Origin of the sequence: Yersinia sp. 2541 StPb PI, from assembly GCF_052217145.1 — a bacterium.
Classification (GTDB): Bacteria; Pseudomonadota; Gammaproteobacteria; order Enterobacterales; family Enterobacteriaceae; genus Yersinia; species Yersinia enterocolitica_E.
In genome coordinates this window covers 2394642-2419841 of record NZ_JAZGQB010000001.1, presented here as the reverse complement: position 1 = coordinate 2419841, position 25200 = coordinate 2394642, and the positions used below count along the sequence as shown (strand labels likewise).

Genomic DNA, 25200 nt, shown 5'->3' with positions numbered 1-25200 from the left:
GATTTATCAAAATCAGCGGAGCCGAGTGAGGCTCCGTTGGTGCTATTTTTATTGCCAGTTATTTGCTTGCTGAATCCATTTCAGCTAGCCACTGTGCCAGTGTTTGTAAGCTTGCCCCTGCTTTATGCATCGTATTTAGGGCGTGTTGACTGTCATGCGGTTGTAGGTTGACCCCGCGACAACCGTCACTGATGACCGTTGTTTGATAACCCAGAGCTAATGCATCCAAGACGCTATATTTCACACAATAATCAGTTGCCAGCCCCATAATGAACAAACGATCTATCCCTTGCTGCCGTAACCACTCATCCAAAGGGGTTTTTGCTCGCCGACCATTGTCAAAAAAAGCGCTGTAGCTATCAATATCAGGATCTTGGCCTTTGCGGAACGTGGCATCAATTGCGTGTTGTTTCAATTGCAGATGTAAGGCGGCCCCTGGCTCATTTTGCACACAATGCACTGGCCACCAAACTTGTGGTAACCCATCCAGCTCACCTACGGTACCCGATTCCGCATTTGAATTGACGGCAAAGCTGCGGTGCCCGGCAGGGTGCCAATCCTGGCTGGCAATAATAGGTATCTTTTTGCTAAGGCAGGCATCAATAGCTTGATTGGCAATGGCAATAACCTGATCACCCTCAGTAACAGCCAGCGCCCCTCCCGGACAAAAGTCATTTTGTAAATCAATTAAAAGCAGTGCCGCATTCATTGATATTCCACCGGATCAGTTAGTGTCAGTGAGTTCACCACGCAGGTTTTGTTGCATTAACCGGCGAATGTCTTCAGGGGTTAAAGATTGACTCAATAAATAATGTAGTTTTGTCAGTGCGGCCTCGACCGTCATATCAAAGCCACTGATAACACCGGCGTGGGCCAATGCATTACCGGTTGCATAGCCTTCCATATTGACTCTACCGGAAATACATTGTGTCAAATTCACTACCACAATACCTCGCTCGCTGGCATTTTTTAACTCATCCAGTAACTCGGCTTTTTGTGGTGCGTTTCCCACACCATAAGAACGTAAAATCAGGGCTTTAACGGGCTGCAACAGGAAGTTGCGCACCACCGCGCCGGATATCCCAGGATAAATAGTCACCACACCGATCGGTTGAGGGGTGATGTTATGGACAATCAATGGCCCATTATTGGCTGGTGACTCGACCGACACCATACGCCGAATATGAATACCAGCCTCAAGCAGTACTGACAGATTCGGGGAGGCAAAAGCATCAAAACCATCAGCATGGGCTTTAGTGGTGCGATTGCCACGGAATAATTTGTTGTTAAAGAACAGACTGACTTCATTCACTGGGTGGTTCGCGGCCAGATAGAGGGCGTTAAGCAAGTTGGTTTGCCCATCAGAGCGTAACTCTGCCAACGGGATCTGAGAGCCGGTAACAATCACTGGCTTGGCCAGATTTTCTAACATGAATGACAGGGCCGAGGCTGTAAATGCCATGGTGTCTGTGCCATGTAAAATAACAAAGCCGTCGTATAAGTCGTAGTTTTGCTCAATATCGTTGGCAATATGCTGCCAGTCCTCGGGTGTCATATCTGAGGAGTCAATTAATGGCGCATATTCATGGATAGTGAAATCAGGCATTTCGGGACGATGGAACTCAGGCATCAGCGCAAGTTGGCGTTGCAGATGGCCGGATACGGGGATGTATCCATGTTCCGAGCGCTGCATACCGATGGTACCGCCAGTATAGGCAACATAAATAGATTTCTTCTGCATAAGCATGAGGGCCTGAAAAGTAGTACTGAATAAGATGAGTGAATTATAGGGAGACTGACGAGGAAAAAAAGCCCGGCGGGTGCCGGGCGGAGTATTTTGATTAATTTTCTAGCGGACATCACCACAGGTTAGGCATAACGCATAGCGATTCTGCGGGTCATTCAATGTACTGAGTAAACTTGGCTGCTCTTTCACGGCTTGCGCCATAGCAGATAGCGGGGCAGGTATCCAAGCCTGAATGGCGGCGGGTAACATGGCCTGTACCGATGCGCTCATTTGGCCGAAAATCAAGTCACTAAGACTCGGCTCATCAACAAACCAATTCAACTGCCAGGTTTTCAGTTGTGCCAGCTCCGCGACCTTCTTCACCGCGTCATCAAAGTCACCTAACTGATCCACCAGACCGTTACTTTTAGCATCAATCCCAAGCCACACATGGCCCTGTGCGATTTGATCCACTTGTTCAGGGGTTTTATGACGTGAAGTTGCGACCAGGTCAATAAAGGTCTTGTAGCCATTTTCGATATTAATTTGCATCATCTGCGAAAACTCAGGCGGCAAGTTTTTAGTAATCGAAATATCGGCTAATGGCGACGTGGCTACGCCGTCAGTATGAACACCAATACTTTCCAGTGAATTTTGGAAGGTATTAATCACGCCGAAAATACCAATCGAGCCGGTAAGGGTGCTCGGGCTGGCAACGATATAGTTAGCGGGTGTGGAGATCCAATACCCACCCGATGCCGCCATTCCCCCCATCGATACCACCAAGGGTTTATTGGCTGCGCGTAACGCCGCTAATTCTGAACGAATCAACTCAGAGGCGCTGACACTGCCCCCAGGGCTATTTACTCGCAGAATTACGGCTTTAATTTTTGGATCTAAACGCGCCTGGCGAATCTGTGCTGCCAGCGAGTCGCCACCCACGTTGCCCGGAGTTTGCGGACCATCAATGATGGCGCCGTTAGCAAAAATAACCGCTATCTGCTCGCCCTGCTGTGGTGTAGGTACCGGTTGATAGTCATAAATACTGACGTAATTAAAGTCGTTATTCTTTTTATCCCAACCAAAGGTTTTAACCAACTCGGTTTCTACCTCAGGGCGTGACGCTAATGTATCCACCAGTTTATTGTCCAGCGCATATTTTGCCGGAGAACCGCCAGCGGCTTGCAACCCACTGATAACACCCGCGGCACCTGGGAACAGTTGCTCTGGCGTTAACTGCCGGTTGGCAGCAACAGCAGTAAGATAATTTTGCCATAACCCACCAATCCAGCGGCTGTCTGCTTCACGTGCAGCCGGTGACATATCATCACGAATCATCGGTTCAACCGCGGACTTGTAGGTGCCAACCCGGAAGATATTAGTGGTGACTTTAAGTTTTTCCAGCAACGATTTGTAATAGAGGTTATTACTGGCGAAACCATGCAGATCGACCGCCCCTTGTGGCGATAGATAGATTTTATTAGCAAAGCTGGCTAAATAGTATTGGGTTTGATTATAGCTATCGCCAATTGCATAGATTGGCTTACCGCTGTCACGGAATTCCCGCAGCGCTTTACCTATATATTGCAATGAAGGTTGGTCGGCACCGGTAAAATCACTCAGTGACAGCACCAAACCGGTAATATTTTTATCGGTTTTTGCCAGACGAATAGTTTCGACAATATCAAACAGCGAGTTTTCCTGTAGGCGATTACTGGATGCCCCTAAGAACTCACGCCCCAATTGACGTAATTTATTGTTTACCGCGGGCTGATCAACCACCACGCCACTTAAATTTACCAGCAGCGCGCCTTTAACCGGTTCTGCTGGTTTACTTTGGAACTGAAGGTAAATACCCACACCGACTAAAATTAACAGTATTAAGAACAGATTAAGAATAAATTCCCTGACGAAATTAAGCAGACGCCAGGTCCACTTGAAAAAGCCAGCAATAATTCGCCACAAAGTGCGCATGTTATCTCCAACAAAACCGGGCAAGTACGGTTATCCTAATGACCTGACGAACAAATGTCAGCTTTAAATCACTGTTAAGCCTAGCCGAAAGGTCAACACTGGCAACAAAACGACAACTTATGCTACCGTGCTGAAAATGAAAATCGTTATCAGGAGAGAATGATGGATGCGTTAGAACTGTTACTTAACCGCCGTTCGGCGTCCCGTTTGACCACCCCAGCCCCAACGGGTGAGGCATTGGATCATATTATCCATGCGGGCATGCGGGCACCTGACCATGGCACATTGCAGCCATGGCGCTTTATTTTGATTGAAAATGAGGGGCTAGAACGTTTTAGCCAATTGTTACAACAAGCAGTGCAACATGATGGTGCTGATGACGCCGTATTGGAAAAAGCAAAACAAGCGCCGTTTCGTGCGCCGCTGATTATTACCGTTATTGCTCATGTCACTGAAAACCCCAAAGTGCCCAATTGGGAACAAGTGGTTTCCGCCGGTTGTGCGGTACAAGCGATGCAAATGGCCGCACTGGCTCAAGGCTTTAATGGTATCTGGCGTACCGGCTCCTGGACCCATCATCACGTGGTTCGTCAGGGGTTTGCCTGCCGTGAACAAGATGAAATAGTCGGCTTCCTTTATCTCGGCACACCACAACTGAAATCAGCGACGAAAGTGGCCCCACTGGATTACACCACTTTTGTGAGCTATTTCTGATAGTTATATGGTCTATAATCAATAGGTTTCAAGGCGCCAGCGAAGCAACAAATCGCTTGGGGCCGTCTTGAACATCACAGCTTATGCACTTTTATAGGAACTAAGCTGTGTTTTCGTCTGCTTTGTGACCAACCTATCTGCCCGACAGCGGCCTCTACTTACCAAGCCACGCCATAGGCGCTACCATAGGCAGTCTGGATACTAGGCCTACGAGCATAATTCCTCAATAAACTGCTTATTACTGACCATCACACGGGAGAGTGTTATGACACCGCCAGCGATACGTCTTACCCAATACAGCCACGGAGCGGGGTGCGGTTGCAAAATTTCGCCCAAAGTTTTGGATAAGATATTGCATACCGATCAGCAGAAGCTTCTTGACCCCCGGCTGTTGGTGGGGAATGAAACGCGTGATGATGCAGCAGTTTATGATATTGGCGGCGGTGTTGGCATCATCAGCACTACCGACTTTTTTATGCCGATCGTTGACGATCCCTTTGATTTTGGCCGAATTGCAGCCACCAATGCTATCAGTGATATCTATGCGATGGGGGGTAAACCCATTATGGCGATTGCCATCCTGGGCTGGCCGATAGATAAACTGGCACCTGAAGTTGCCCAACAGGTTATCGAGGGCGGGCGCTATGTTTGCCAGCAGGCCGGTATTTCTCTGGCAGGGGGGCATTCCATTGATGCGCCTGAGCCGATTTTCGGTCTGGCGGTCACCGGAATTGTCAGCACTGAGCAGGTTAAGAAAAACAGTGCCGCACAGGCTGGTTGTAAGCTATTTCTGACCAAACCGCTGGGTATTGGTATTCTGACGACGGCAGAAAAGAAAAGTAAGTTGCGACCTGAACATCAAGGGGTAGCAACAGAAACCATGTGTCAGTTGAATAAATCAGGGGCGGACTTTGCCAGTATTGCCGGTGTCACTGCCATGACCGATGTTACCGGGTTCGGCCTGTTAGGGCATTTAAGCGAGATTTGTCAAGGGTCTGGTGTTCAGGCCAAATTACATTTCTCGGCTATACCGCGATTACCTGCGGTTGAAGAGTATATTGCTGCGGGTTGTGTGCCGGGGGGAACTGGGCGTAATTTTGACAGTTATGGCCATCTGCTCGGCGAGATGACCGAGTTACAGAAAACGTTATTGTGTGACCCACAGACTTCCGGTGGTTTGTTGTTAGCCGTATTGCCTGAAGCGGAGGCTCAGGTGCAGGCTATTGCGGCTCAGCACGGTATGACGCTCAGTTCTATTGGCGAGTTGAGCTCTGTGGATAACCGCCGGGCGTTGATTGAGATTACAGAATGACCTTTTCTTTGATGCATTTTTGCGGTGAATGATGCGACTTTTTATTGCTGAAAAACCCAGTTTGGCGCGGGCGATTGCCGATATTTTGCCAAAGCCGCATCGTCGAGGCGATGGATTTATTGCCTGTGGCAGTGATCAAATGGTGACTTGGTGTGTGGGTCACTTGCTGGAACAGGCCCAACCTGATGCTTATGACAGCCGCTATGCACGTTGGTCGTTAGCTGATTTACCTATTATTCCTGAAAAATGGCAACTACAGCCTCGGCCCTCGGTCAGTAAGCAATTGAATGTTATCAAACAACTTTTGCAACAGGCCGACGAAGTGGTGCATGCCGGTGACCCGGACCGCGAAGGGCAACTGTTGGTTGATGAAGTATTGGATTACCTCGATTTGGTGGCAGAGAAGCGGCAAAATGTCCGCCGTTGCCTGATTAACGATCTCAACCCGCAGGCAGTGGAGCGTGCGGTGGAGCGTTTGCGTTATAACCGCGAGTTTATCCCGTTATGTGTTTCGGCATTGGCCCGCGCCAGAGCCGATTGGCTATATGGCATCAATATGACCCGTGCCTATACTATTCTTGGGCGTAATGCAGGTTATGATGGTGTTTTGTCAGTAGGGCGGGTACAAACGCCGGTATTAGGCTTGGTTGTCCGCCGTGACGAAGAAATTGAAGATTTTATTCCCAAAGACTTTTTCGAAGTTAAAGCCCATATTGTCACGCCTGCGGATGAGCGTTTTATTGCCCTATGGCAGCCGAGTGATTCTTGCGAGTCATATCAGGATGAAGAAGGGCGCTTGTTGCATCGGCCACTGGCTGAACATGTGGTTAATCGCATCACGGGTCAGCCTGCATTTGTAACTTCCTATAATGATAAACGGGAATCAGAAACCGCACCGTTACCCTTTTCCCTTTCGACATTGCAGATTGAAGCTGCTAAACGCTTCGGTTTGAGCGCTCAGCAAGTTCTGGATATTTGTCAGCGTTTATATGAAACGCACAAATTGATTACGTATCCGCGTTCAGATTGCCGATACCTACCAGAAGAGCATTTCGCTGGGCGTCATTCGGTATTGAATGCCATCAGCATTCATCAGGCTGACTTATTGCCGTTGGAGGTAATGGACAGTGATCGGCGTAATCGCTGCTGGGATGACAAAAAAGTCGATGCCCACCACGCCATTATCCCAACAGCACGGGCCAGTAAGGTGAATCTAACCACTGATGAAGGCAAAGTTTACCGATTGGTAGCACAGCAGTATCTGATGCAATTTTGTCCAGATGCACAATTTCGTAAATGTGTCATTGAGCTCGATATTGCTGGCGGCAAGTTTGTCGCTAAGGCCCGTTTTCTGGCGGAGGCGGGTTGGCGTACCTTGCTTGGTAGCAAAGAGCGCGATGAAGAAAATGAAGGCTCGCCGTTGCCGGTGGTGGAGAAAGGTGCTGAATTATTGTGTGAGCGGGGTGAGGTTGTTGAACGGCAAACTCAACCGCCACGACCATTTACCGATGCCAGTTTATTATCAGCGATGACCGGAATCGCGCGCTTTGTGCAGGATAAAGAGCTGAAAAAAGTGTTACGTGCAACGGATGGGTTGGGGACTGAGGCAACACGAGCTGGGATTATTGAGCTACTTTTCAAACGTACTTTTTTATTCAAAAAAGGGCGTTATATTCATGCAAGCCCTGCGGGAAGAGCATTGATTCACGCGCTGCCTGATATTGCTGCACGGCCCGATATGACGGCCCATTGGGAATCGACACTGACACAAATCAGTGAGAAAAATTGTCGTTATCAGGATTTCATGCAGCCACTGGTGGCAACATTGCAAGATTTAATCAGTCAGGCAAAACAAAATCGTTCACCTCAGGTTTTTCGCGGGTTGCCAGCAGCACCGTCTGGGGCGATAAAGAAACGTAAAAAAGCACCGTCCAAAACCAAGGATAATAAGTCATGAGAATATTGTTATTGCTAGGTTGTATTGGTTTTGCCTCGCTTATTTCTGCTGCGGCGATGGCCAATCGTAACAATGTCGATGTTGTTGTTCCTTTGCCACCTGAAATATGGAATAACTCATCAAATCGCAACACGAATAATAATCCGTGCACTCGCTGTTGTGTCTATCAAAATCAGAATTATTCTGAAGGTGCTGTATTGCGAGTTGAAGGTGAAGTGTTGCAGTGTGTGCGTGATAGCAGTGTGATCGGTACCAATCCATTGATTTGGAAGCGGTTGACCAGGTAACAGGCTAACGTTTCTGGGCAATAAACGCATCTAAAAGCGGAACATCGGCGGGTGCCAGAGGGTAACGGTAAGCCTCCTCTGGTGCCAACCAGACCACTGCGGAGTGACAATGCAATGCTAGCTTGCCGCTGAAACTCTCAACGAGCCAGGCATGCAATCTGATGGTCTGTTTATCTGAATCCCATTGATTGGTGGCGATATATCGGGTCACTGATGCCTCAATATTTAACTCTTCGGCCAGTTCACGTATCAGAGCCTGAGGTTGGTTCTCTCCCGCCTCAACTTTCCCTCCAGGAAACTCCCACAAACCGGCCTGATCACGGCATGAGTCCCGCTGAGCCAGCAGAATCTTACCATTTTGTTCAATAATGGCGGCGACAACATCAATCATTTTTTGTTTACCCAGCTTTGGTCGCGTATTGGTAAGTGGTAGGCCCATTTTGATAGGGCCTCCACTTATGTCATCAGAGCGCGAATTCAGACCATACTGGCGCGTGGTCTGAGGGTTTTTCCATGCCGCGAATTGCATAATCAATTCCTGTCGCAACGCAGCGGGTAGCCAGTGGCTGACTTGCCAACAATAAATCTATACGCAGGCCTCTATTCTCATCAAAACCACGGGAGCGATAATCAAACCACGAAAATTGATTGTTACACTCAGGATTAGCTGCACGGAATGTATCAACCAGCCCCCAGTTTTGTAAACGCTCCAGCCAGGCACGCTCTTCAGGCAGAAATGAACACTTACCTGTGCGCAGCCAACGTTTACGGCTCTCTTCGCCAATACCAATATCCAGGTCAGTTGGACTAATATTTAAATCCCCCATAATCAGTACCTGAGCATCTGCTGAAAGTTGTTGTTCCAGATATTGTTGTAAGTCAGCATAAAAACGCTCTTTTGCTGGGAATTTTATGGGGTGATCACGGCTTTCTCCTTGGGGGAAATAGCCATTAATAACAGTGAGAGGACCATTTGGCGTTGCAATATCAGCCATTATAATACGACGTTGAGCATCTTCTTCATCAGTAGGGAAACCACGACGAACAGCCAATGGTTCATTTTTGGTTAACAGCGCCACACCATAATGACCTTTTTGCCCATGATAAAAAACGTGGTAACCATGCTGACTGACATCCTCAAGGGGAAACATATCATCATGTACTTTCGTTTCCTGAAGGCCGATAACCTCTGGTTGATGTTGCTCGATTATCGCCGCTAGTTGATGTGGTCGAGCACGTAGGCCATTGATATTAAAAGAGACAAACTTCATGGTTAGCACCGTTTATTCGATAAAAATGATTTCAGATATTAGCAGATACTGAATAAAAATGTAACGCACAGGTAAAGAATAAAGAAATTGGATAATACCGATTGATAACGAAAGTGAAATAAAATAATACCAATGAATTTTGTTAGTAATTCTATTTGCCATTTATAGTTATTAAAATTTAAGTTGCCACTCAGATGTCTATTTATGTTTTAAATTAATCATCTGGATGTGGTCACTATTAAAATAGAACGTGAACGGTGGTTTTGTATTTGTAAATATCAATTGTAAATTAAAATTATATATTTTTTGTGAATGTAGTGCAGGGCTATTAGCGGTGTAACCACCTTGAAAGTTAAAGGGTGAAAATATCGTTTTTTTATTCTTTGTAATGGAGCTATTCATTTTAACTACCAGAACCATCCGATTCCAGCTACGTATGTTAACTGATTTTGTAACGGGGTGGATAAAAAATAGTTATTAAATATCATAGAACTACGAATGGTTGTCTGTTAGAAATATGTGTAATGTTGAGGTGCTAATAGACAGAGTCTTACAGTTTTTTCGTAAAAAACGACATCAAAGTATTAATTTCTACGCAGTAATAAATTTTTATAATTTACCTTTCAATTATTTTAAATGCAATTTATATAATAAACTTATTTAATGTTGAATGTTATCTACAGCTAGCCTTGTGCATGTTGACATGCCTGTCATTTTTTCTGATAAATTTTTACGCAAAGGATTAGTGAATTATGTTTCTATCTCGAAAGCTAGAGGCTTTTATGGCCGTAGTCGAAAATGGCTCGCTGAGTAAGGCCGCAAGGGTGATGAACAGGACTACACCTCCGGTAGCAAAGTCGATCAAAGACTTTGAAAATATAATAGGAAAAAAACTTTTTAAAAGAGAGAAATTTGGTATGAGTTTAACAAGGGATGGTGAGATTTTATATAATGATCTAAAAGATTTATATCAGCAAGAAAAAGAAATCACAAAAAAACACCTTACTGGGCACGTATCGAATGTCATCAATATTTACTACGATTGGGGTAAAAGTGAGAACTTGACAAAACTCTATCGGGAGGCAGAAAAGAATAACATTCAAGCTAATATAATTAAATTTTACTATGAAAATATTGATGAAATTGGAGACTATGATGGAAATTCACTTATTCTGTCATCAGAAAAAATCTCTAGCGAAAGATTTACGTTGTTAAACGAAGTGCCAGACAGTGGTTTCGGTATCTATGGACGCAAAGATATAATAAATGAAAGTCAAGATATTATAAATATTCTCCACAAGAATGTTTGGTTGTGCAACCCGACACTATATAGAAGTGACTTTGTTAAGAATCTTGAAGAATCAGTTAAAAAACAACATGATAAAGTTAGTGTTAGGCAGGTGGATAACCTGGCTTGCTGCCTAAACTTTATTTACTCTGGTCGCTATATATGTATTACAGATTCAATAATGGATGATTTTAATGGTGATTCTAAACTGGATTTTATAAATTTAGCCAGTTTTGAAAGTGAGAATAAGTTATATTTTTATAAATCACGCTCACATTCAAGTGTATTAAATAGACTTATTGAGTACATTCATACGATGGTATAAAACTATCTAGACTATTAGCCGGTTGTCTCGCTACGCTCGGCGCGAACCTTGTCGAAGGTTCTTACCTTCCCTGATGGTAATATCTTTGATTTTTATTGTTTTTATTGGGTTGGAATAACTCTAGGAGATGGTGGTGGGGGAAGGATTATTCGTCACTGCGTTCCTCACCCTTCGGGCCGCCGCTGCGCGTCGTTGTCTCGCTACGCTCGGCGCGAACCTTGTCGAAGGTTCTTACCTTCCCTGATGGCAGTATCTTTGATTCTTATTATTTTTATTGGGTTGGAATAACTCTAGGAGATGGTGGTGGGGGAAGGATTATTCGTCACTGCGTTCCTCACCCTTCGGGCCGCCGCTGCGCGTCGTTGTCTCGCTACGCTCGGCGCGAACCTTGTCGAAGGTTCTTACCTTCCCTGATGGCAGTATCTTTGATTCTTATTATTTTTATTGGGTTGGAATAACTCTAGGAGATGGTGGTGGGGGAAGGATTCGAACCTTCGAAGTCGATGACGGCAGATTTACAGTCTGCTCCCTTTGGCCGCTCGGGAACCCCACCACTGAATTTGTGGTTTTTATTACTAAGATACTTGGCCGTATCTGTGATGCTACCTTGTCGAAGGTTCTTACCTTCCCCTTAAATGCTCATCTCGATTTATTAATTTGCGGATAAGTTTAAAGTTCAAGGTAAAAATGGTGGTGGGGGAAGGATTCGAACCTTCGAAGTCGATGACGGCAGATTTACAGTCTGCTCCCTTTGGCCGCTCGGGAACCCCACCACTGGCCTAACTGCTTATCAATACTGTCTTGGTAAGCGGGGCGCATCATATCAAATGAAGCGCCCCTGTAAAGACTTGAAATGAAAAAAATAAGTTGTTCGGTGCTTTTTTGTTCTTGAAGATGTTTATCTGGGCAAAAAACATCTGTTTATTGCGCGCTTACAGGATAACGGTGCGGTTACCGTAAACAAAAACACGTTGTGCTAAAACACGATACAGAGCACGACTCAGAACGTTTTTTTCCACATCTCGCCCGGCTCGCATCATATCTTCAGCCGTGTACGAATGATCGACGTGAATAACATCTTGCATGATGATTGGGCCTTCATCCAGGCTATCGTTTACATAGTGAGCCGTGGCACCAATAATTTTCACCCCCCGCTCATAAGCCTGGTGATAAGGGCGAGCACCGATAAATGCAGGCAAGAATGAGTGGTGGATATTAATAATCTGGTAAGGGAAGCGTTGAACAAAGGCTGGTGTTAGCACCCGCATATATTTGGCCAGAACCACGTAGTCTGGTTGGTATTGTTCAATTTGCTCAATCAGACGTTGGTCATGTTGATCACGAGTCAAACCTTCGTGGCTGATGAGATGGAAAGGGATATCAAAGCGCTCCACTAAATTCTGTAGTGCATCATGATTGCCAATCACCGCCGCAATTTCAACATCCAGACCACCATAGGCACTCTTCATTAATAAGTCGCCGAGGCAATGTGCTTCTTTGGTGACCATAATGACAATACGGCGACGCCCTGCGGTATGTAATTCGCGGTTGGTGCCTTCGGGTAAAGCATCATCTAAGTCTGCCAGCAGGGTAGTATCGTTAAAAATACCTTCAAGCTCTGTACGCATGAAAAAGCGGCCAGTCAGATGATCAACAAATTCATTATTCTGCACGATATTCAACTGGTGCTTGTAACAAATATTGGTAATTTTTGCGATTAAGCCTTTAGCGTCAGGGCATATAGTGCGTAACACTTTCTTTTGTACATTCTGGTGTGGCATAAGGTGGTAAATCCTGTCTTAACAGTACTTGATGTTATGTAAATGTTTGATGCTACGGTCCGTAATGAAACGATTTTACTGTTAATGCCCGCAGCATTTCTTATATTTTTTCCCTGAACCGCAAGGACAGATATCATTTCTACCCACCGACGGCCGGACTCCGTCGATATAGTACCAGTGTTCTTTTATTCGAAGGAAGCGGGAACGTTCATGCATTGTACTTATCTGCATATTATTTGGATCAGTAAAGCGGGCAATGAACTCAACAAAGGCTTCGTCATCATGACTGCCAGTAGTTTCTGCAATAACTGTTAATCCGTGCCATACAGTATTGGTGAAGCTTTGAATTATTCCATCTCGCCATTCTTGTGCCTTGCAGTCTGGATGCCAGGTTTTAATCAGATAGTCCGCATCCTTTTTTACATAGGCGCTATAGCGTGAGCGCATCAGTATTACAGGTTTGGCCGCAACTTGCGTGTTAAGGATATAAGGCGCACAGCATCGTTGATATTCAAAGCTGCTGCCACATGGGCACTGTTCTGACAAAATTTCTCCGAAAAACCAATAATGCCATCTTATCTGCGAATGAATGGTCAGCAACAGAAGAAGGCGGGCAATCAAATAGGGGCAAATAGGGCCTTATCTTACCTAATCACGGGATGAGGTTCAAAGTTGATAATTTTGCGCGGGATATGGGGTGAACTTAAGTTTTGTGATGTTGCTCACAAAAATAGTTGACCGGCGTTTCATTATGGAGTAACTTAATAACCGTGATGTGTATCACATAAAAATAATGATATTTACAGGAGCAACCCATGAAACTGATCAATAAAGTTATCGCTATGTTCGAAAAAATGAGTGTCTCATTTGGTACTATTAACGGTTAATTATTTCCTAAATAATCCGTAAGAATTCATAATATTCTGAGAAAGGTCGAGTTATAGTTAATAACACTATAGCCCACGAGAGCTAACGGTGAAATGACAGCATGTAACGCGATTATCTATTTATTGAATCTTATATTACTAGATAATATTAAATATTTTAATTTGTCTTAACTCCGAATATTTACTCTGAATAGCCACTACTATAGTGGCTATTTTGCTGTGTTATGTCGAGTGTCAAAGCAATAAAGTCAAAAATAGCAACGGTTACTGAATGAACTGAGTGCTACCTCTCTGTTTTATCTTTTACTTAGTGACAACTAGCCACTGTTTTTACCATATAGAAACTAAGTGGGTCGTATTGATAACAACCAAATTCAGACGTAAATTCAAAGCCTAATCGCTGGTACAGTTTTACCGCTTCAGGTTGATGAATCCCTGTCTCCAAATAAACATATTTTAAATTCAAAGAGATAGATTTTTCGAGCAGTGCTGTAACTAGCATTGACGCAATGCCATGACCTCGGCAGTCAGGGATGACAAAAACGCGCTTAATCTCAGGATATGTACTTTCGGGTTGGAAAAGAATGGCGCATCCCACAGCGCGACCTTGTCGTGTTGCAATATAAACGAATGTTTTTTTCTGAGCCATACTCTCAATCGACTCTGTATGATTACTTTCAGCCGGATAGAGTGCTTCTTGATACGCATCTAATTGAGCAATTAATGCAATAAGATCTGGATTAAATAGATCGGTTTGGCATATTTCAATATTCACAGTATATCCTTCCACTTACAGCCTATATCTTAGTAATGAAATGTAAACTATTTGTATCAATTTACCAGAAGGATAAATGTTAACTATAGTTCAATCAGTAGGGTTATAGCACTGGCGAGTAAATATGGATTTTTCCTCTGAGTGAGCGCTAAGTTGTTGCGTGCTAGCGTTAAGAGCCAAGCGGCAGTGTCGATAACAAAATCAGAGTCTGATTTATTTAGTTGAGCGGTAAAGTGCCAAATTGATCGAAAATGGACGAAATAAAAATGAGAAAAATTAAGATTGGACTGGCACTTGGCGCGGGTGCCGCGAAGGGATGGGCACATATCGGGGTCATTAACGCGCTAGGAAGAATGGGCGTCAAAGTTGATGTTGTTGCCGGTTGTTCGGTTGGTGCCTTGGTTGGTGCAGCGTATGCCAGTGATCACCTGAATGTGATGGAACGCTGGGTTCGTTCGTTTAAATATTGGGATGTTATTCGATTGATGGATTTCTCCTGGCGTCGTGGCGGATTACTGCGGGGTGAGCGGGTTTTTAATGCTGTAAACCAAATAATTGAAGTGCAGGACATTACTGAATGTAAATTGCCCTTTGGGTCTGTTGTAACCAACTTAACGACGGGCCGTGAGTTATGGCTTACTGAGGGGGATATTAAACAGGCAATTAGGGCTTCATGCAGCATGCCTGGATTGCTTTCTCCTGTCCGCTTCGGTAGCTATTGGTTGGTTGATGGTGCAGTAGTCAATCCTGTTCCTATTTCTTTGGCAAGAGCAATGGGCGCTGACATTGTGATTGCCGTTGATTTGCAACATGATGCACATCTGATTCGGCAAGATCTGTTTTCCTCACAATCATCTCCTGAAGGTAAACCCCCGGAGATGCCAGCAAGTTGGCATTTGCGCTTAAAAGCACGAATAACCAATATGTCAGGTAATCCAACGATGGCCGTTCCCAGCGCCATGGAGATAATGTCTACCTCAATACAGGTATTGGAGAACAGATTAAAACGTAACCGTATGGCAGGAGATCCTCCCGATGTGTTGATCCAGCCCTACTGCCCACAAATATCAATGCTGGATTTCCATCGGGCGGATGAAGCCATTGCCGCTGGACAATTGGCTGTGGAGAAAAATATAGAGCAGTTACGTCCTTTGGTAAGGGGCTGATGAGTAACAAATGTGTGTGAGTAAAGCAGTACGTAACAATTTCAGACAAGCACAAACAGCCATTTTGGGCCACTATTACGTTTAAGGTTAGCAAGAGAAGCAGTACATGGAAAAACCATTAGCAGGTAAAAATATTTTAGTCGTCGAGGACGAAACGGTCTTCCGTACTGTAATCACTGAGTTTCTAAGGGCACTCGGTGCGGCAGTCCAGCAGGCAGAAAATGGCCTGGAGGCGTTAGAGCAGATTAAGGTCCAATCACCTGACCTGATACTCTGCGATCTCGCTATGCCTAAGATGGGAGGGATCGAGTTTGTTGAGCGTTTACTCATGCAAGGAGTAAAGATCCCTATTTTAGTTATATCGGCTACTGATAAGATGACTGACATTGCTAAAGTCATGCGTATGGGCGTGAAAGACGTACTGTTGAAACCGATCGTGGATTTAAATCGGTTACGTGAAGCGGTGCTGGCATGCCTTTATCCCATACTGTTTACCTCTCATGCAATTGAAGAGACAGAACTTATCCAGGATTGGGATGCATTACGTAAGAATCCTCATGATGCAGCGCAGTTACTTAAGCAATTGCAACCACCGGCACAGCAAACCATTGCACACTGTCGGGTAAATTACCGGCAGTTAACGATGGTCGAGAAACCGGGATTAGTCCTTGATATCGCTGCATTATCAGATAAGGACCTGGCATTTTATTGTCTGGATGTCACCCGCGCCGGGGATAACGGAATTTTAGCCGCACTATTATTACGCGTGTTATTTAACGGGATTCTTCAAGAGCATTTGGCACATCAACAACAGCGTTTACCGCAGATGTCAACGTTACTTAAACAAGTTAACCAGTTACTAAGACGTACTCATTTGGATGGGCAGTTTCCTTTGCTCGTTGGTTATTATCATGTGGAATATAAAAATTTAATTCTGGTTTCGGCTGGTCTTCACGCGAATGTTAGTGCGGGTAAAAATCAGATTCAACTTAGTAATGGTGTGCCTTTAGGTACGTTAAAAACAGCACATTTAAATCAAATTAGTCAGCGTTGTGAAGCATGGCAATGCCAGGTATGGGGAGGAGGGAGTCGATTGAGGTTGATGCTTTCAGCCGATGAATAGTTTATATTTTGAAAGTATTACTCAATAAATAGTTCACGTAATTTATGTATCTTGCTCACTTATTCACTGCTATGACCCTCCAAGTCTCAATGGTTCTATAACGAATCTACGAAATAAACCTCATTTGTTTCAATCAATGAGTATGCCCGAGATGTAAGAAATATCGGTTGATATACTTTCCTCCTTACTTGTGGCTGAAAATTTTCAGTTAACTTTTATTATTCGCTGGCAATAAGGTTGGCTACCTCAGGCTAAATTAAGGTTAGGTCTTGATAATGGTCGGCGGTGTGTCTCTTATCGAATTCCAACGTGAGGATTGATTGCATGAAAGTGACGGTTTTTGGTATCGGTTATGTAGGACTGGTTCAGGCAGCAGTACTTGCCGAAGTTGGTCATGATGTCCTGTGTATCGATATCGATGCAAACAAAGTTTCCGACCTACAAAAAGGCCGTGTCGCTATTTTTGAACCAGGATTAGCGCCATTGGTAAAAGAAAACTACGACGAGGGCCGGCTTCGATTTTCAACAGATGCCGAAGCCGGTGTTGCTCATAGCACGATTCAGTTTATTGCGGTTGGTACCCCTCCTGATGAGGATGGTGCGGCTGACCTTAAATATGTGTTAGACGTTGCCAGCACTATTGCGAAATATATGGATGCGCCTAAAGTTATTATCGATAAATCAACTGTGCCAGTGGGTACCGCGGATCAAGTGCAGCAAAGGATTAAAGCGATTTTACAGCAACGTGGACAAGATATAGCTTTCAATGTGGTATCGAACCCTGAATTCTTAAAAGAAGGCGCTGCTGTTGCTGACTGTAAGCGGCCTGAGCGTATCGTTATCGGAATTGATACTGATGATAATGGTGTGATTGATTTAATTAGCGAACTATACGAGCCATTCAACAGAAATCATGACCGCATGTTAATTATGGATGTCCGCAGTGCAGAACTGACCAAATATGCAGCAAACGGTATGTTGGCGACAAAAATCAGTTTCATGAATGAGATCGCTAATATCGCAGAGCGGCTCGGTGCTGATATCGAAAAAGTACGCCAAGGTATTGGCTCAGATTCTCGCATTGGCTACCATTTTATTTATTCTGGTTGTGGCTATGGCGGTTCCTGTTTTCCAAAAGATATCCAAGCATTAATTCGTACCGCAGAAAATTGTGGCTATCAGCCGCAACTGTTGCGTGCAGTGGAGAGAATCAATAACGAACAAAAGTGTAAGTTAACTGAATTTATTCAATACCATTTTGATTCGCAGCTTGCAGGGAAAACATTTGCACTCTGGGGATTAGCATTCAAACCCAATACAGATGATATGCGAGAGGCCCCCAGTCGGATTTTGATGGAGGCTTTATGGCGTGCTGGCGCTATTATTCAAGCTTATGATCCAGAGGCAATGGATGAAGCTCAGCGTATTTATGGTGCAAGGGATGACCTAAAGTTAATGGGGACAAAAGAATCAGCGCTACAAGGGGCGGATGCTCTGATTATTTGTACTGAGTGGCAGAATTTTAGAGCACCTGATTTTGATATGATCAAGCTCCGATTAAAACAGCCGGTTATCTTTGATGGGCGTAATTTGTACGATCCAGAACGGTTAAATAGCCGAGGTTTTACCTATTATGGGATTGGTCGGGGTACATCGATTAATCGAGCGTAATAAGTTCTAAAGATGATTTTATGTGTTGGGTACAAAACTTAATTAGTTTCTGTTTTGTGCTCAATCTTCATGCCGTAGGGCGGGGGTGACACAACTCTTTCACTCCAAGATTCTCATATATCACAATATTATGGGAAATTTAGTCAGTTATATCGATTATTGTATTGTTATAAATTAGCAGAGCATTCTTATAGATTTACAAGCACAGTGATAACTAAGGGGTATTTATCGAATGCGATATGTTTAGGTTAGGTGCTCCTTGGCAATTGTATGTTAATTCAACAGCCGTATTGATAAGGATTTTAACTATGATTGCAGGGCAAGAGGGAGGTAAAAAAATACCCCCCGTATAATAGGAGGGTACTTTTATCATAATAGTAAATTAACTAATACTATTACAGCAGGAAATCATCCAGTGATTTACCTTCGTCTTCAATGGCTTTCTTAATCACTGCTGGAGTACGGCCTTGGCCTGTCCAGGTTTTAGTTTCGCCATTCTCGTCTACATACTTATATTTAGCTGGGCGTGCAGCACGCTTAGCTTTAGTTGTAGCTTTAGTTGCACTCATAGTTTGCAGCAGTTCATTTGGATCAATACCGTCTGCAATAAGCATTTCACGGTATTGGCTCAATTTACGTGTGCGTTCTTCAATTTCAGCTTGTACTTGAGAATCTTCTTCGCGGCGTTCGTTAACGACCACTTCAAGCTTCTCCAGCATTTCTTCTAAAGTTTCAAGAGTGCATTCACGCGCTTGTGCACGCAGAGTACGGATGTTGTTAAGAATCTTTAACGCTTCGCTCATTGTCCTGGTCTCAAATTATAATTGGTGGGGGGGCGTCTGGATAATAATAGAGTGCTATTTTAATTTCTGCAATAGACAATTTGATTAGCATCCTCGAATTTACGTATTTTATTAGCGAAAAGTTGCTGCTTGCTACTAATAAGCGATGGCGGTTTGTTATTCTCGGTAGTGTTTTTAACGTAAAAGTTCATTTTGCTCGCTAATGACCCTACGCGAAAACATGATTTTCTCACTAAGTTATAAGTTTGCTTTATATCAATAAAGTAAAAATAGACGACTTATCGTGCTAGCGTGTGCAATAACTGATCATGCAAAAAGTGCGATATTGATATAGCTATGATGAAAGATTGAGTAAGGGAAAAAGCATGCTGTATTGGTTTTGTCAGGTTCTGACAATATTTGTTATCACTATTTTACCAATTAACCATGGTAATACATTACTTGTATCATTAATGAACCAATCGCGGTACATCCTATCCGACCCTATTGCTATCCCACTCACCTAATCTGGTTAATGTTCAAGCAGCATACGTTCGCTGTATCAATATTGTGAGATTGGTCATGTAATGTACCTAATAATAGCAAGGTGCTTCAAATGAAAGTGTCGGCAGCTACATTAACGCTACCATTACTTAATATAGAAAACAGTAATATAGAGAAGTAGTCTGCTCCTCGTTAAGTCTGAATTTATGATAAACTTGATACTCGTTGTCATTGTGACCATTTATTATACCACTGGAGTTACGGGCCCATGGCTCAACTTTATTTTTATTACTCTGCGATGAATGCAGGGAAATCCACCGCGCTGTTGCAGTCTTCTTATAACTACCAAGAGCGGGGCATGCGTACCTTGGTGTTTACAGCAGAGATAGATAATCGCTTTGGTGTCGGGACTGTCAGTTCGCGTATTGGCCTGTCCTCACAGGCGCTGCTTTATAATAGTGGAACTTCACTATTATCCATTATTGCCACTGAGCATCAGGAAAAGCCTGTTCATTGTATCTTGCTAGATGAATGCCAATTTTTGACCAAAGAGCAAGTTCAGCAATTGTGTCAGGTGGTGGATGAACTGCATATCCCGGTATTGTGTTACGGTTTGCGTACCGATTTTCTCGGCGAACTATTTCCCGGTAGCAAATATTTGTTGTCGTGGGCTGACAAATTGGTTGAACTGAAAACAATTTGTCATTGTGGCCGCAAAGCAAACATGGTGCTGCGGTTAGACGAACAAGGCAGAGCTGTGCATGACGGCGAACAAGTCGTTATTGGTGGTAACGAAAGCTACGTTTCTGTTTGTCGCCGCCATTATAAAGAGGCGATTAAAGCGGCTTCTCTCCAAAATCCTTCCTAGATACTCATTGTCCACCAAGGATGCCTCACGGGATTTCTTATTGAAGCTGTGGGGTAACCAACCTTTTGCTGAGTTTACGCCATATGAAGCCATACAGCTTTATCCCTCGTATTTATGCGGGGTGAAAAGCCTTGGTTTAACGTTATATCCTGGACTGGGTCATTATTTTGGCTTTATCGCCACATTTTCTACAATCTTACAAAATTAATAAAAGACACGGTGTTGATCCTAATGTCTCCTTAATCAATAGCCGATTCGGTGGATGACGTTATAACGCATTAGCTTGGGTATAGCAGGGGTTGGTGGCGATGTGGCAAGCCGTATTGAGATTAGTCCGGGGATTAGATGCGTGGTCCGTAGGAACGGACTATGGCGATTTGAGCGGTTATATACCAAATGTTTTTAAGTGTGCTTATAAAAAGAAACCCCCAACAGCAATGGCAATTGGGGGCTATATCTTCTGTTGTGTAACCCCCAGCTATAAATGGGGGTTACACATTAAGATTACTATTATTTCTTGGCTTTCTTTTCAGCTTTTGGTGCAGGAGCTGCTGTAACAGCAACTTCTTCACGGTCAAGTTCTTCGCTAAATTCGCGGCCGTAATAAGTATCCATCAAAATCTGTTTCAACTCAGAGATCAGCGGGTAACGTGGGTTAGCACCGGTACACTGGTCATCAAATGCATCTTCAGACAGTTTGTCTACTTTAGCTAAGAAATCAGCTTCTTGAACGCCAGCTTCACGAATTGATGCTGGGATACCCAACTCTGCTTTGATTTCATCTAACCAAGTCAGCAGTTTCTGAATTTTCTGTGCAGTACGGTCGCCCGGAGCACTCAGACCCAGATGATCTGCAACTTCAGCATAACGACGGCGCGCTTGTGGGCGGTCATATTGGCTGAAAGCAGTCTGCTTAGTTGGGTTGTCATTCGCGTTATAGCGAATAACGTTAGAAATCAACATGGCGTTGGCTAAGCCATGCGGGATATGGAACTCAGAACCCAGTTTATGGGCCATTGAGTGGCAGACACCCAAGAAGGCGTTAGCAAAAGCGATACCCGCGATGGTTGCGGCATTATGCACACGCTCACGAGCCACTGGGTTTTTAGCACCTTCATTGTAGCTGGCTGGCAGGAATTCTTTCAGCAGTTTCAGCGCTTGCAGAGCCTGGCCGTCAGAATATTCATTCGCCAATACAGAAACATAAGCTTCCAGAGCATGAGTTACTGCGTCCAGACCACCGAAGGCACATAAAGACTTAGGCATATTCATGACCAGGTTGGCATCAACGATTGCCATGTCTGGAGTCAATGCGTAGTCAGCTAATGGGTATTTCTGGCCTGTTGCATCGTCGGTAACTACCGCAAATGGTGTCACTTCTGAACCGGTACCTGATGTGGTGGTTACCGCGATCATTTTCGCTTTCACACCCATTTTCGGGAACTTGTAAATACGTTTACGGATATCCATAAAGCGTAGTGCCAATTCTTCGAAGTGGGTTTCAGGGTGTTCGTACATGACCCACATGATTTTGGCAGCATCCATCGGTGAACCACCACCCAGCGCAATGATCACGTCTGGTTTGAAGGAGTTCATCTGCTCGGCACCTTTGCGCACGATGCTCAGGGTAGGGTCCGCTTCTACTTCGAAGAAGACTTCAGTCTCGATACCGTGAGATTTCAACACGCTGGTGATTTGATCGGCATAACCGTTGTTGAACAGATAGCGGTCAGTCACGATGAAGGCACGTTTTGCACCGTCAGTTGCCACTTCTTCCAACGCGATAGGCAGAGAGCCACGACGGAAGTAAATAGATTTCGGTAGTTTATGCCACAACATGTTTTCTGCTCGCTTAGCCACAGTTTTCTTGTTGATCAAGTGTTTCGGCCCAACGTTTTCAGAGATGGAGTTACCACCCCATGAACCACAACCTAGCGTCAGAGATGGCGCCACTTTGAAGTTGTACAGGTCACCGATACCACCATGAGAGGCAGGGGTGTTGATTAGAATTCGGGCGGTTTTCATTTTATCGCCGAAATACTTAACGCGTGCAGGTTGGTTATCCTGGTCGGTATACAGGCAAGATGTATGGCCGATACCCCCCATTTCTACCAGTTTTTCCGCTTTATCAACTGCGTCTTCAAAACTCTTCGCACGATACATCGCTAAAGTAGGCGACAGTTTTTCGTGAGCAAATGGTTCTGACTCGTCAACAACCTTAACTTCACCGATAAGAATTTTGGTGTTGCTAGGAACTTTAATGCCAGCCATTTCAGCAATTTTAGTTGCTGGCTGACCAACGATAGCGGCGTTTAAACCACCATTTTTCAGAATGATATCCTGAACTGCTTTCAGCTCTTTACCTTGTAACAGGTAGCCACCATGGGAAGAGAAGCGCTCGCGAACTGCGTCGTAAGCTGAATCAACCACGATGATAGATTGTTCAGAGGCACAAATCACACCATTATCAAAGGTTTTTGACATCAAGATAGATGCAACAACACGTTTAATATCAGCGGTTTCGTCAACCACAACAGGAGTGTTACCTGCACCAACACCGATAGCCGGTTTACCTGAGCTATAAGCTGCTTTAACCATGCCTGGGCCACCGGTTGCCAGAATCAGGTTAATGTCAGGGTGGTGCATCAGTTGGTTAGACAACTCAACTGTTGGCGCATCAATCCAACCAATAATATCTGCTGGCGCACCTGCGGCAATAGCGGCTTGAAGCACGATATCTGCAGCTTTATTGGTTGCGTCTTTAGCACGTGGATGTGGAGAGAATACGATACCGTTACGCGTTTTAAGGCTAATTAATGCCTTGAAGATAGCGGTAGAAGTCGGGTTAGTTGTTGGCACGATACCGCAGATTAAACCAATAGGTTCAGCGATAGTAATTGTACCGAAGGTTTTATCTTCTTCTAAAATGCCACAAGTTTTTTCATCTTTGTAGGCATTGTAGATGTATTCAGAAGCAAAGTGATTCTTGATCACTTTATCTTCAACAATACCCATACCTGATTCCTCTACCGCCAGCTTGGCCAGGGGAATACGGGCATCCGCTGCAGCCAGAGCTGCGGCACGGAAGATTTTATCAACCTGCTCTTGAGTAAAGTTGGCATACTCGCGCTGGGCTTTCTTGACGCGTGCTACTAGCTCGTTAAGTTCAGCGACATTCGTTACAGCCATAATGCTCTCCTGATAATGTTAAACTCTTTTAGTAAATGAGCTGTTGAAGCAACTAGTATAGTCAGGCTCTAGTATGCCGTAAGGTCAAATAGAGCTAGTTTTATAGCTTACTTTCCCATTTTTTACCGCTGATTTACTGAAAGAGCTTTTGTTCCACTAAGAATAAGATGAGGGGGAAAATATCATTTTCAACCTTTATACTCTGTTTCTCAGTGAACTTACTCTCTACCACTGCTCAGAGCTTAACTATTCTTAGGTATGTTTTTCGTGATTTAAATCACAAAATCGTCAAGCTGACACCATTCAGCAATTATTTGTTGAGAGTAATTATCATTAACATGAATAAATTGATAATTCATGACGTCAAAGCTTCATTAACACCACAGGACATTAACAAGAGTTATCATTTTAAACGGTAAAAATTTACCTTGTATAAATGCTGTTTTATTACATAGATTCCTATGACTAATTCCATTACATTAGCGCGCACATCTGTAGAAGAGCGCCCTAAGGGTGATTTTTAGTGAAAAGAACTGTGGTCAGAGGCTTGAATAATGCAGGTGCCATTCTGCATGGTAGCGACATTATTTTTGTCGCGAATTTTCCAGGCACGGGCCATAAGGTGTGTTGTCTTGGGGCATTAAATTATAATGGCCTGTTATCTGTGACGTTTTTATCAGCTATTGCGCGGAGTGATGTGTGAGTCAATCATTGTTGGACCTTTCAGGTTACATCAAGTTTTTTGTTGGCTTATTTGCACTGGTAAACCCGGTAGGTATATTGCCGGTATTTATCAGTATGACCAGCTATCAGGCAGCGGCTGGGCGGGATAAAACTAACCTGACAGCTAACCTGTCAGTGGCGATTATCTTGTGGATATCCTTGTTCTTGGGGGATGCCATTCTGAAAATTTTTGGTATTTCCATCGACTCATTCCGTATTGCCGGTGGGATTCTGGTCGTCAGCATTGCGATGTCGATGATCAGCGGCAAACTCGGTGAGGATAAGCAGAACAAGCAGGAAAAAACCGAAACGGCGGTCCGTGAAAGTATCGGTGTTGTGCCACTCGCATTGCCCCTGATGGCAGGGCCAGGTGCCATCAGTTCAACAATTGTTTGGAGTTCCCGCTATCACAGCTGGCAGAATTTGTTAGGCTTGACGGTGGCTGTGGCCTTGTTTGCGTTCTGTTGCTGGTTGCTATTCCGGGCGGCTCCGCTGCTGGTTCGGCTGTTAGGGCAAACCGGTATTAACGTTATAACGCGTATTATGGGGTTGTTGCTGATGGCATTAGGCATCGAGTTTATTGTCACCGGTATCAAAGCGATTTTCCCCGGATTACTTTAATCTATCCCCATATCCCACGGTATGTAGGTCACCGGTATTATTACGGGTGACCTTTGCTGTTTTTCAGCCTGGTATTTAAATATCTAAGCATTATTTTAGTGCAGAATATGTATGTAATTTAATCTATTGCACTTAAATGCTGCAATAATGCTATCTCTATAAAGATAATTTGGCTTAAGGCTTATTTACTCATCTTTAATAAATCATTCAGTGACCCTCAGAGTAAACTAAATACGCTATTTGTTGTTAAAATGCT

General features: G+C 44.2%; 20 protein-coding genes, 2 tRNA genes and 2 other RNA genes. 10 read left to right on the top strand and 14 right to left on the bottom strand.

Going from position 1 to position 25200, the window contains the following annotated elements:
* Positions 1 to 58 precede the first annotated feature (58 nt).
* The 3 genes from pncA to sppA all read right to left on the bottom strand — a co-directional run bounded on the left by pncA (position 59) and on the right by sppA (position 3700).
* Complete coding sequence (pncA, locus tag V1953_RS10755; RefSeq protein WP_442820918.1) at positions 59 to 709, bottom strand: bifunctional nicotinamidase/pyrazinamidase; 651 nt, start codon at positions 707 to 709, stop codon at positions 59 to 61.
* 15 nt (positions 710 to 724) lie between these two features.
* Positions 725 to 1741 carry an asparaginase gene (gene ansA / locus V1953_RS10750; protein WP_083158965.1) on the bottom strand — a complete coding sequence of 339 codons (1017 nt, stop codon included), beginning with the start codon at positions 1739 to 1741 and terminating at the stop codon, positions 725 to 727.
* A 108-nt stretch (positions 1742 to 1849) separates the two neighbouring features.
* The gene (gene sppA / locus V1953_RS10745; RefSeq protein WP_083158964.1) at positions 1850 to 3700 is read right to left on the bottom strand and encodes a signal peptide peptidase SppA; all 1851 of its coding nucleotides are present in this window, start codon (positions 3698 to 3700) and stop codon (positions 1850 to 1852) included.
* Positions 3701 to 3862: 162 nt separating this feature from the next.
* Here sppA and V1953_RS10740 point away from each other — a divergent pair, with 162 nt between their 5' ends.
* The 4 genes from V1953_RS10740 to V1953_RS10725 all read left to right on the top strand — a co-directional run bounded on the left by V1953_RS10740 (position 3863) and on the right by V1953_RS10725 (position 7970).
* The gene (locus V1953_RS10740) at positions 3863 to 4414 is read left to right on the top strand and encodes an NAD(P)H nitroreductase (protein WP_442851312.1); all 552 of its coding nucleotides are present in this window, start codon (positions 3863 to 3865) and stop codon (positions 4412 to 4414) included.
* Positions 4415 to 4679: 265 nt separating this feature from the next.
* Positions 4680 to 5726: a selenide, water dikinase SelD gene (gene selD / locus V1953_RS10735; RefSeq protein ID WP_442850887.1), complete on the top strand. Its 1047-nt coding sequence runs from the start codon at positions 4680 to 4682 to the stop codon at positions 5724 to 5726.
* A gap of 31 nt (positions 5727 to 5757) precedes the next feature.
* Complete coding sequence (locus tag V1953_RS10730; RefSeq protein WP_193784666.1) at positions 5758 to 7683, top strand: DNA topoisomerase III; 1926 nt, start codon at positions 5758 to 5760, stop codon at positions 7681 to 7683.
* Complete coding sequence (locus tag V1953_RS10725) at positions 7680 to 7970, top strand: DUF1496 domain-containing protein (protein WP_083158960.1); 291 nt, start codon at positions 7680 to 7682, stop codon at positions 7968 to 7970. The genes V1953_RS10730 and V1953_RS10725 overlap by 4 nt, the downstream gene beginning before the upstream one ends.
* 4 nt (positions 7971 to 7974) lie before the next feature.
* On the opposite strand, the gene V1953_RS10720 is transcribed toward V1953_RS10725, so the two are convergent.
* Positions 7975 to 8361 (bottom strand): pyrimidine (deoxy)nucleoside triphosphate diphosphatase, encoded by a 387-nt coding sequence (locus V1953_RS10720; RefSeq protein ID WP_083163659.1) that lies wholly within the window; start codon positions 8359 to 8361, stop codon positions 7975 to 7977.
* 73 nt (positions 8362 to 8434) lie between these two features.
* Positions 8435 to 9241, bottom strand: a complete 807-nt coding sequence (gene xthA, locus V1953_RS10715) for an exodeoxyribonuclease III (protein ID WP_083158959.1) — start codon at positions 9239 to 9241, stop codon at positions 8435 to 8437.
* Positions 9242 to 9993: 752 nt separating this feature from the next.
* Here xthA and V1953_RS10710 point away from each other — a divergent pair.
* On the top strand, positions 9994 to 10854 hold the full coding sequence (locus V1953_RS10710) for a LysR family transcriptional regulator (protein ID WP_083158958.1): 861 nt from the start codon (positions 9994 to 9996) through the stop codon (positions 10852 to 10854).
* Positions 10855 to 10982: 128 nt separating this feature from the next.
* Here V1953_RS10710 and V1953_RS10705 read toward each other — a convergent pair.
* From V1953_RS10705 to V1953_RS10675, 7 genes are all read right to left on the bottom strand, one after another.
* Positions 10983 to 11109: non-coding RNA, RtT sRNA (locus tag V1953_RS10705), on the bottom strand.
* Positions 11110 to 11152: 43 nt separating this feature from the next.
* Positions 11153 to 11279, bottom strand: a non-coding RNA gene (locus V1953_RS10700) — RtT sRNA.
* Positions 11280 to 11322: 43 nt separating this feature from the next.
* A tRNA-Tyr gene (locus V1953_RS10695) sits at positions 11323 to 11407 on the bottom strand.
* A 135-nt stretch (positions 11408 to 11542) separates the two neighbouring features.
* Positions 11543 to 11627 (bottom strand) — tRNA-Tyr (locus V1953_RS10690).
* A gap of 159 nt (positions 11628 to 11786) precedes the next feature.
* Positions 11787 to 12635 carry a formyltetrahydrofolate deformylase gene (gene purU / locus V1953_RS10685; protein ID WP_025378136.1) on the bottom strand — a complete coding sequence of 283 codons (849 nt, stop codon included), beginning with the start codon at positions 12633 to 12635 and terminating at the stop codon, positions 11787 to 11789.
* An 81-nt stretch (positions 12636 to 12716) separates the two neighbouring features.
* Positions 12717 to 13181: a YchJ family protein gene (locus tag V1953_RS10680; protein WP_083158956.1), complete on the bottom strand. Its 465-nt coding sequence runs from the start codon at positions 13179 to 13181 to the stop codon at positions 12717 to 12719.
* 648 nt (positions 13182 to 13829) lie between these two features.
* The gene (locus V1953_RS10675; RefSeq protein ID WP_420073316.1) at positions 13830 to 14297 is read right to left on the bottom strand and encodes a GNAT family N-acetyltransferase; all 468 of its coding nucleotides are present in this window, start codon (positions 14295 to 14297) and stop codon (positions 13830 to 13832) included.
* Positions 14298 to 14563: 266 nt separating this feature from the next.
* On the opposite strand from V1953_RS10675, the gene rssA reads away from it, so the two are divergent.
* From rssA to V1953_RS10660, 3 genes are all read left to right on the top strand, one after another.
* Positions 14564 to 15463: a patatin-like phospholipase RssA gene (gene rssA / locus V1953_RS10670; RefSeq protein ID WP_083158954.1), complete on the top strand. Its 900-nt coding sequence runs from the start codon at positions 14564 to 14566 to the stop codon at positions 15461 to 15463.
* Between the two features lie 106 nt (positions 15464 to 15569).
* Entirely contained in the window at positions 15570 to 16586 is a 1017-nt protein-coding gene (gene rssB / locus V1953_RS10665; RefSeq protein WP_083158953.1) for a two-component system response regulator RssB, read from the top strand.
* Between the two features lie 324 nt (positions 16587 to 16910).
* Positions 16911 to 18257, top strand: a complete 1347-nt coding sequence (locus tag V1953_RS10660) for a UDP-glucose dehydrogenase family protein (protein ID WP_083158952.1) — start codon at positions 16911 to 16913, stop codon at positions 18255 to 18257.
* 395 nt (positions 18258 to 18652) lie between these two features.
* On the opposite strand, the gene hns is transcribed toward V1953_RS10660, so the two are convergent.
* A complete protein-coding gene (hns, locus tag V1953_RS10655) occupies positions 18653 to 19060 on the bottom strand; it encodes a histone-like nucleoid-structuring protein H-NS (protein WP_083158951.1) in 408 nt (135 codons plus the stop codon).
* Between the two features lie 751 nt (positions 19061 to 19811).
* On the opposite strand from hns, the gene V1953_RS10650 reads away from it, so the two are divergent.
* Complete coding sequence (locus tag V1953_RS10650; protein WP_372558957.1) at positions 19812 to 20411, top strand: thymidine kinase; 600 nt, start codon at positions 19812 to 19814, stop codon at positions 20409 to 20411.
* A gap of 510 nt (positions 20412 to 20921) precedes the next feature.
* On the opposite strand, the gene adhE is transcribed toward V1953_RS10650, so the two are convergent.
* Positions 20922 to 23600, bottom strand: coding sequence for a bifunctional acetaldehyde-CoA/alcohol dehydrogenase (adhE, locus tag V1953_RS10645; RefSeq protein ID WP_372558958.1), 2679 nt, complete (start codon positions 23598 to 23600; stop codon positions 20922 to 20924).
* Between the two features lie 699 nt (positions 23601 to 24299).
* On the opposite strand from adhE, the gene V1953_RS10640 reads away from it, so the two are divergent.
* On the top strand, positions 24300 to 24944 hold the full coding sequence (locus V1953_RS10640) for a YchE family NAAT transporter (RefSeq protein ID WP_050101351.1): 645 nt from the start codon (positions 24300 to 24302) through the stop codon (positions 24942 to 24944).
* The last annotated feature ends 256 nt before the right edge of the window (positions 24945 to 25200 follow it).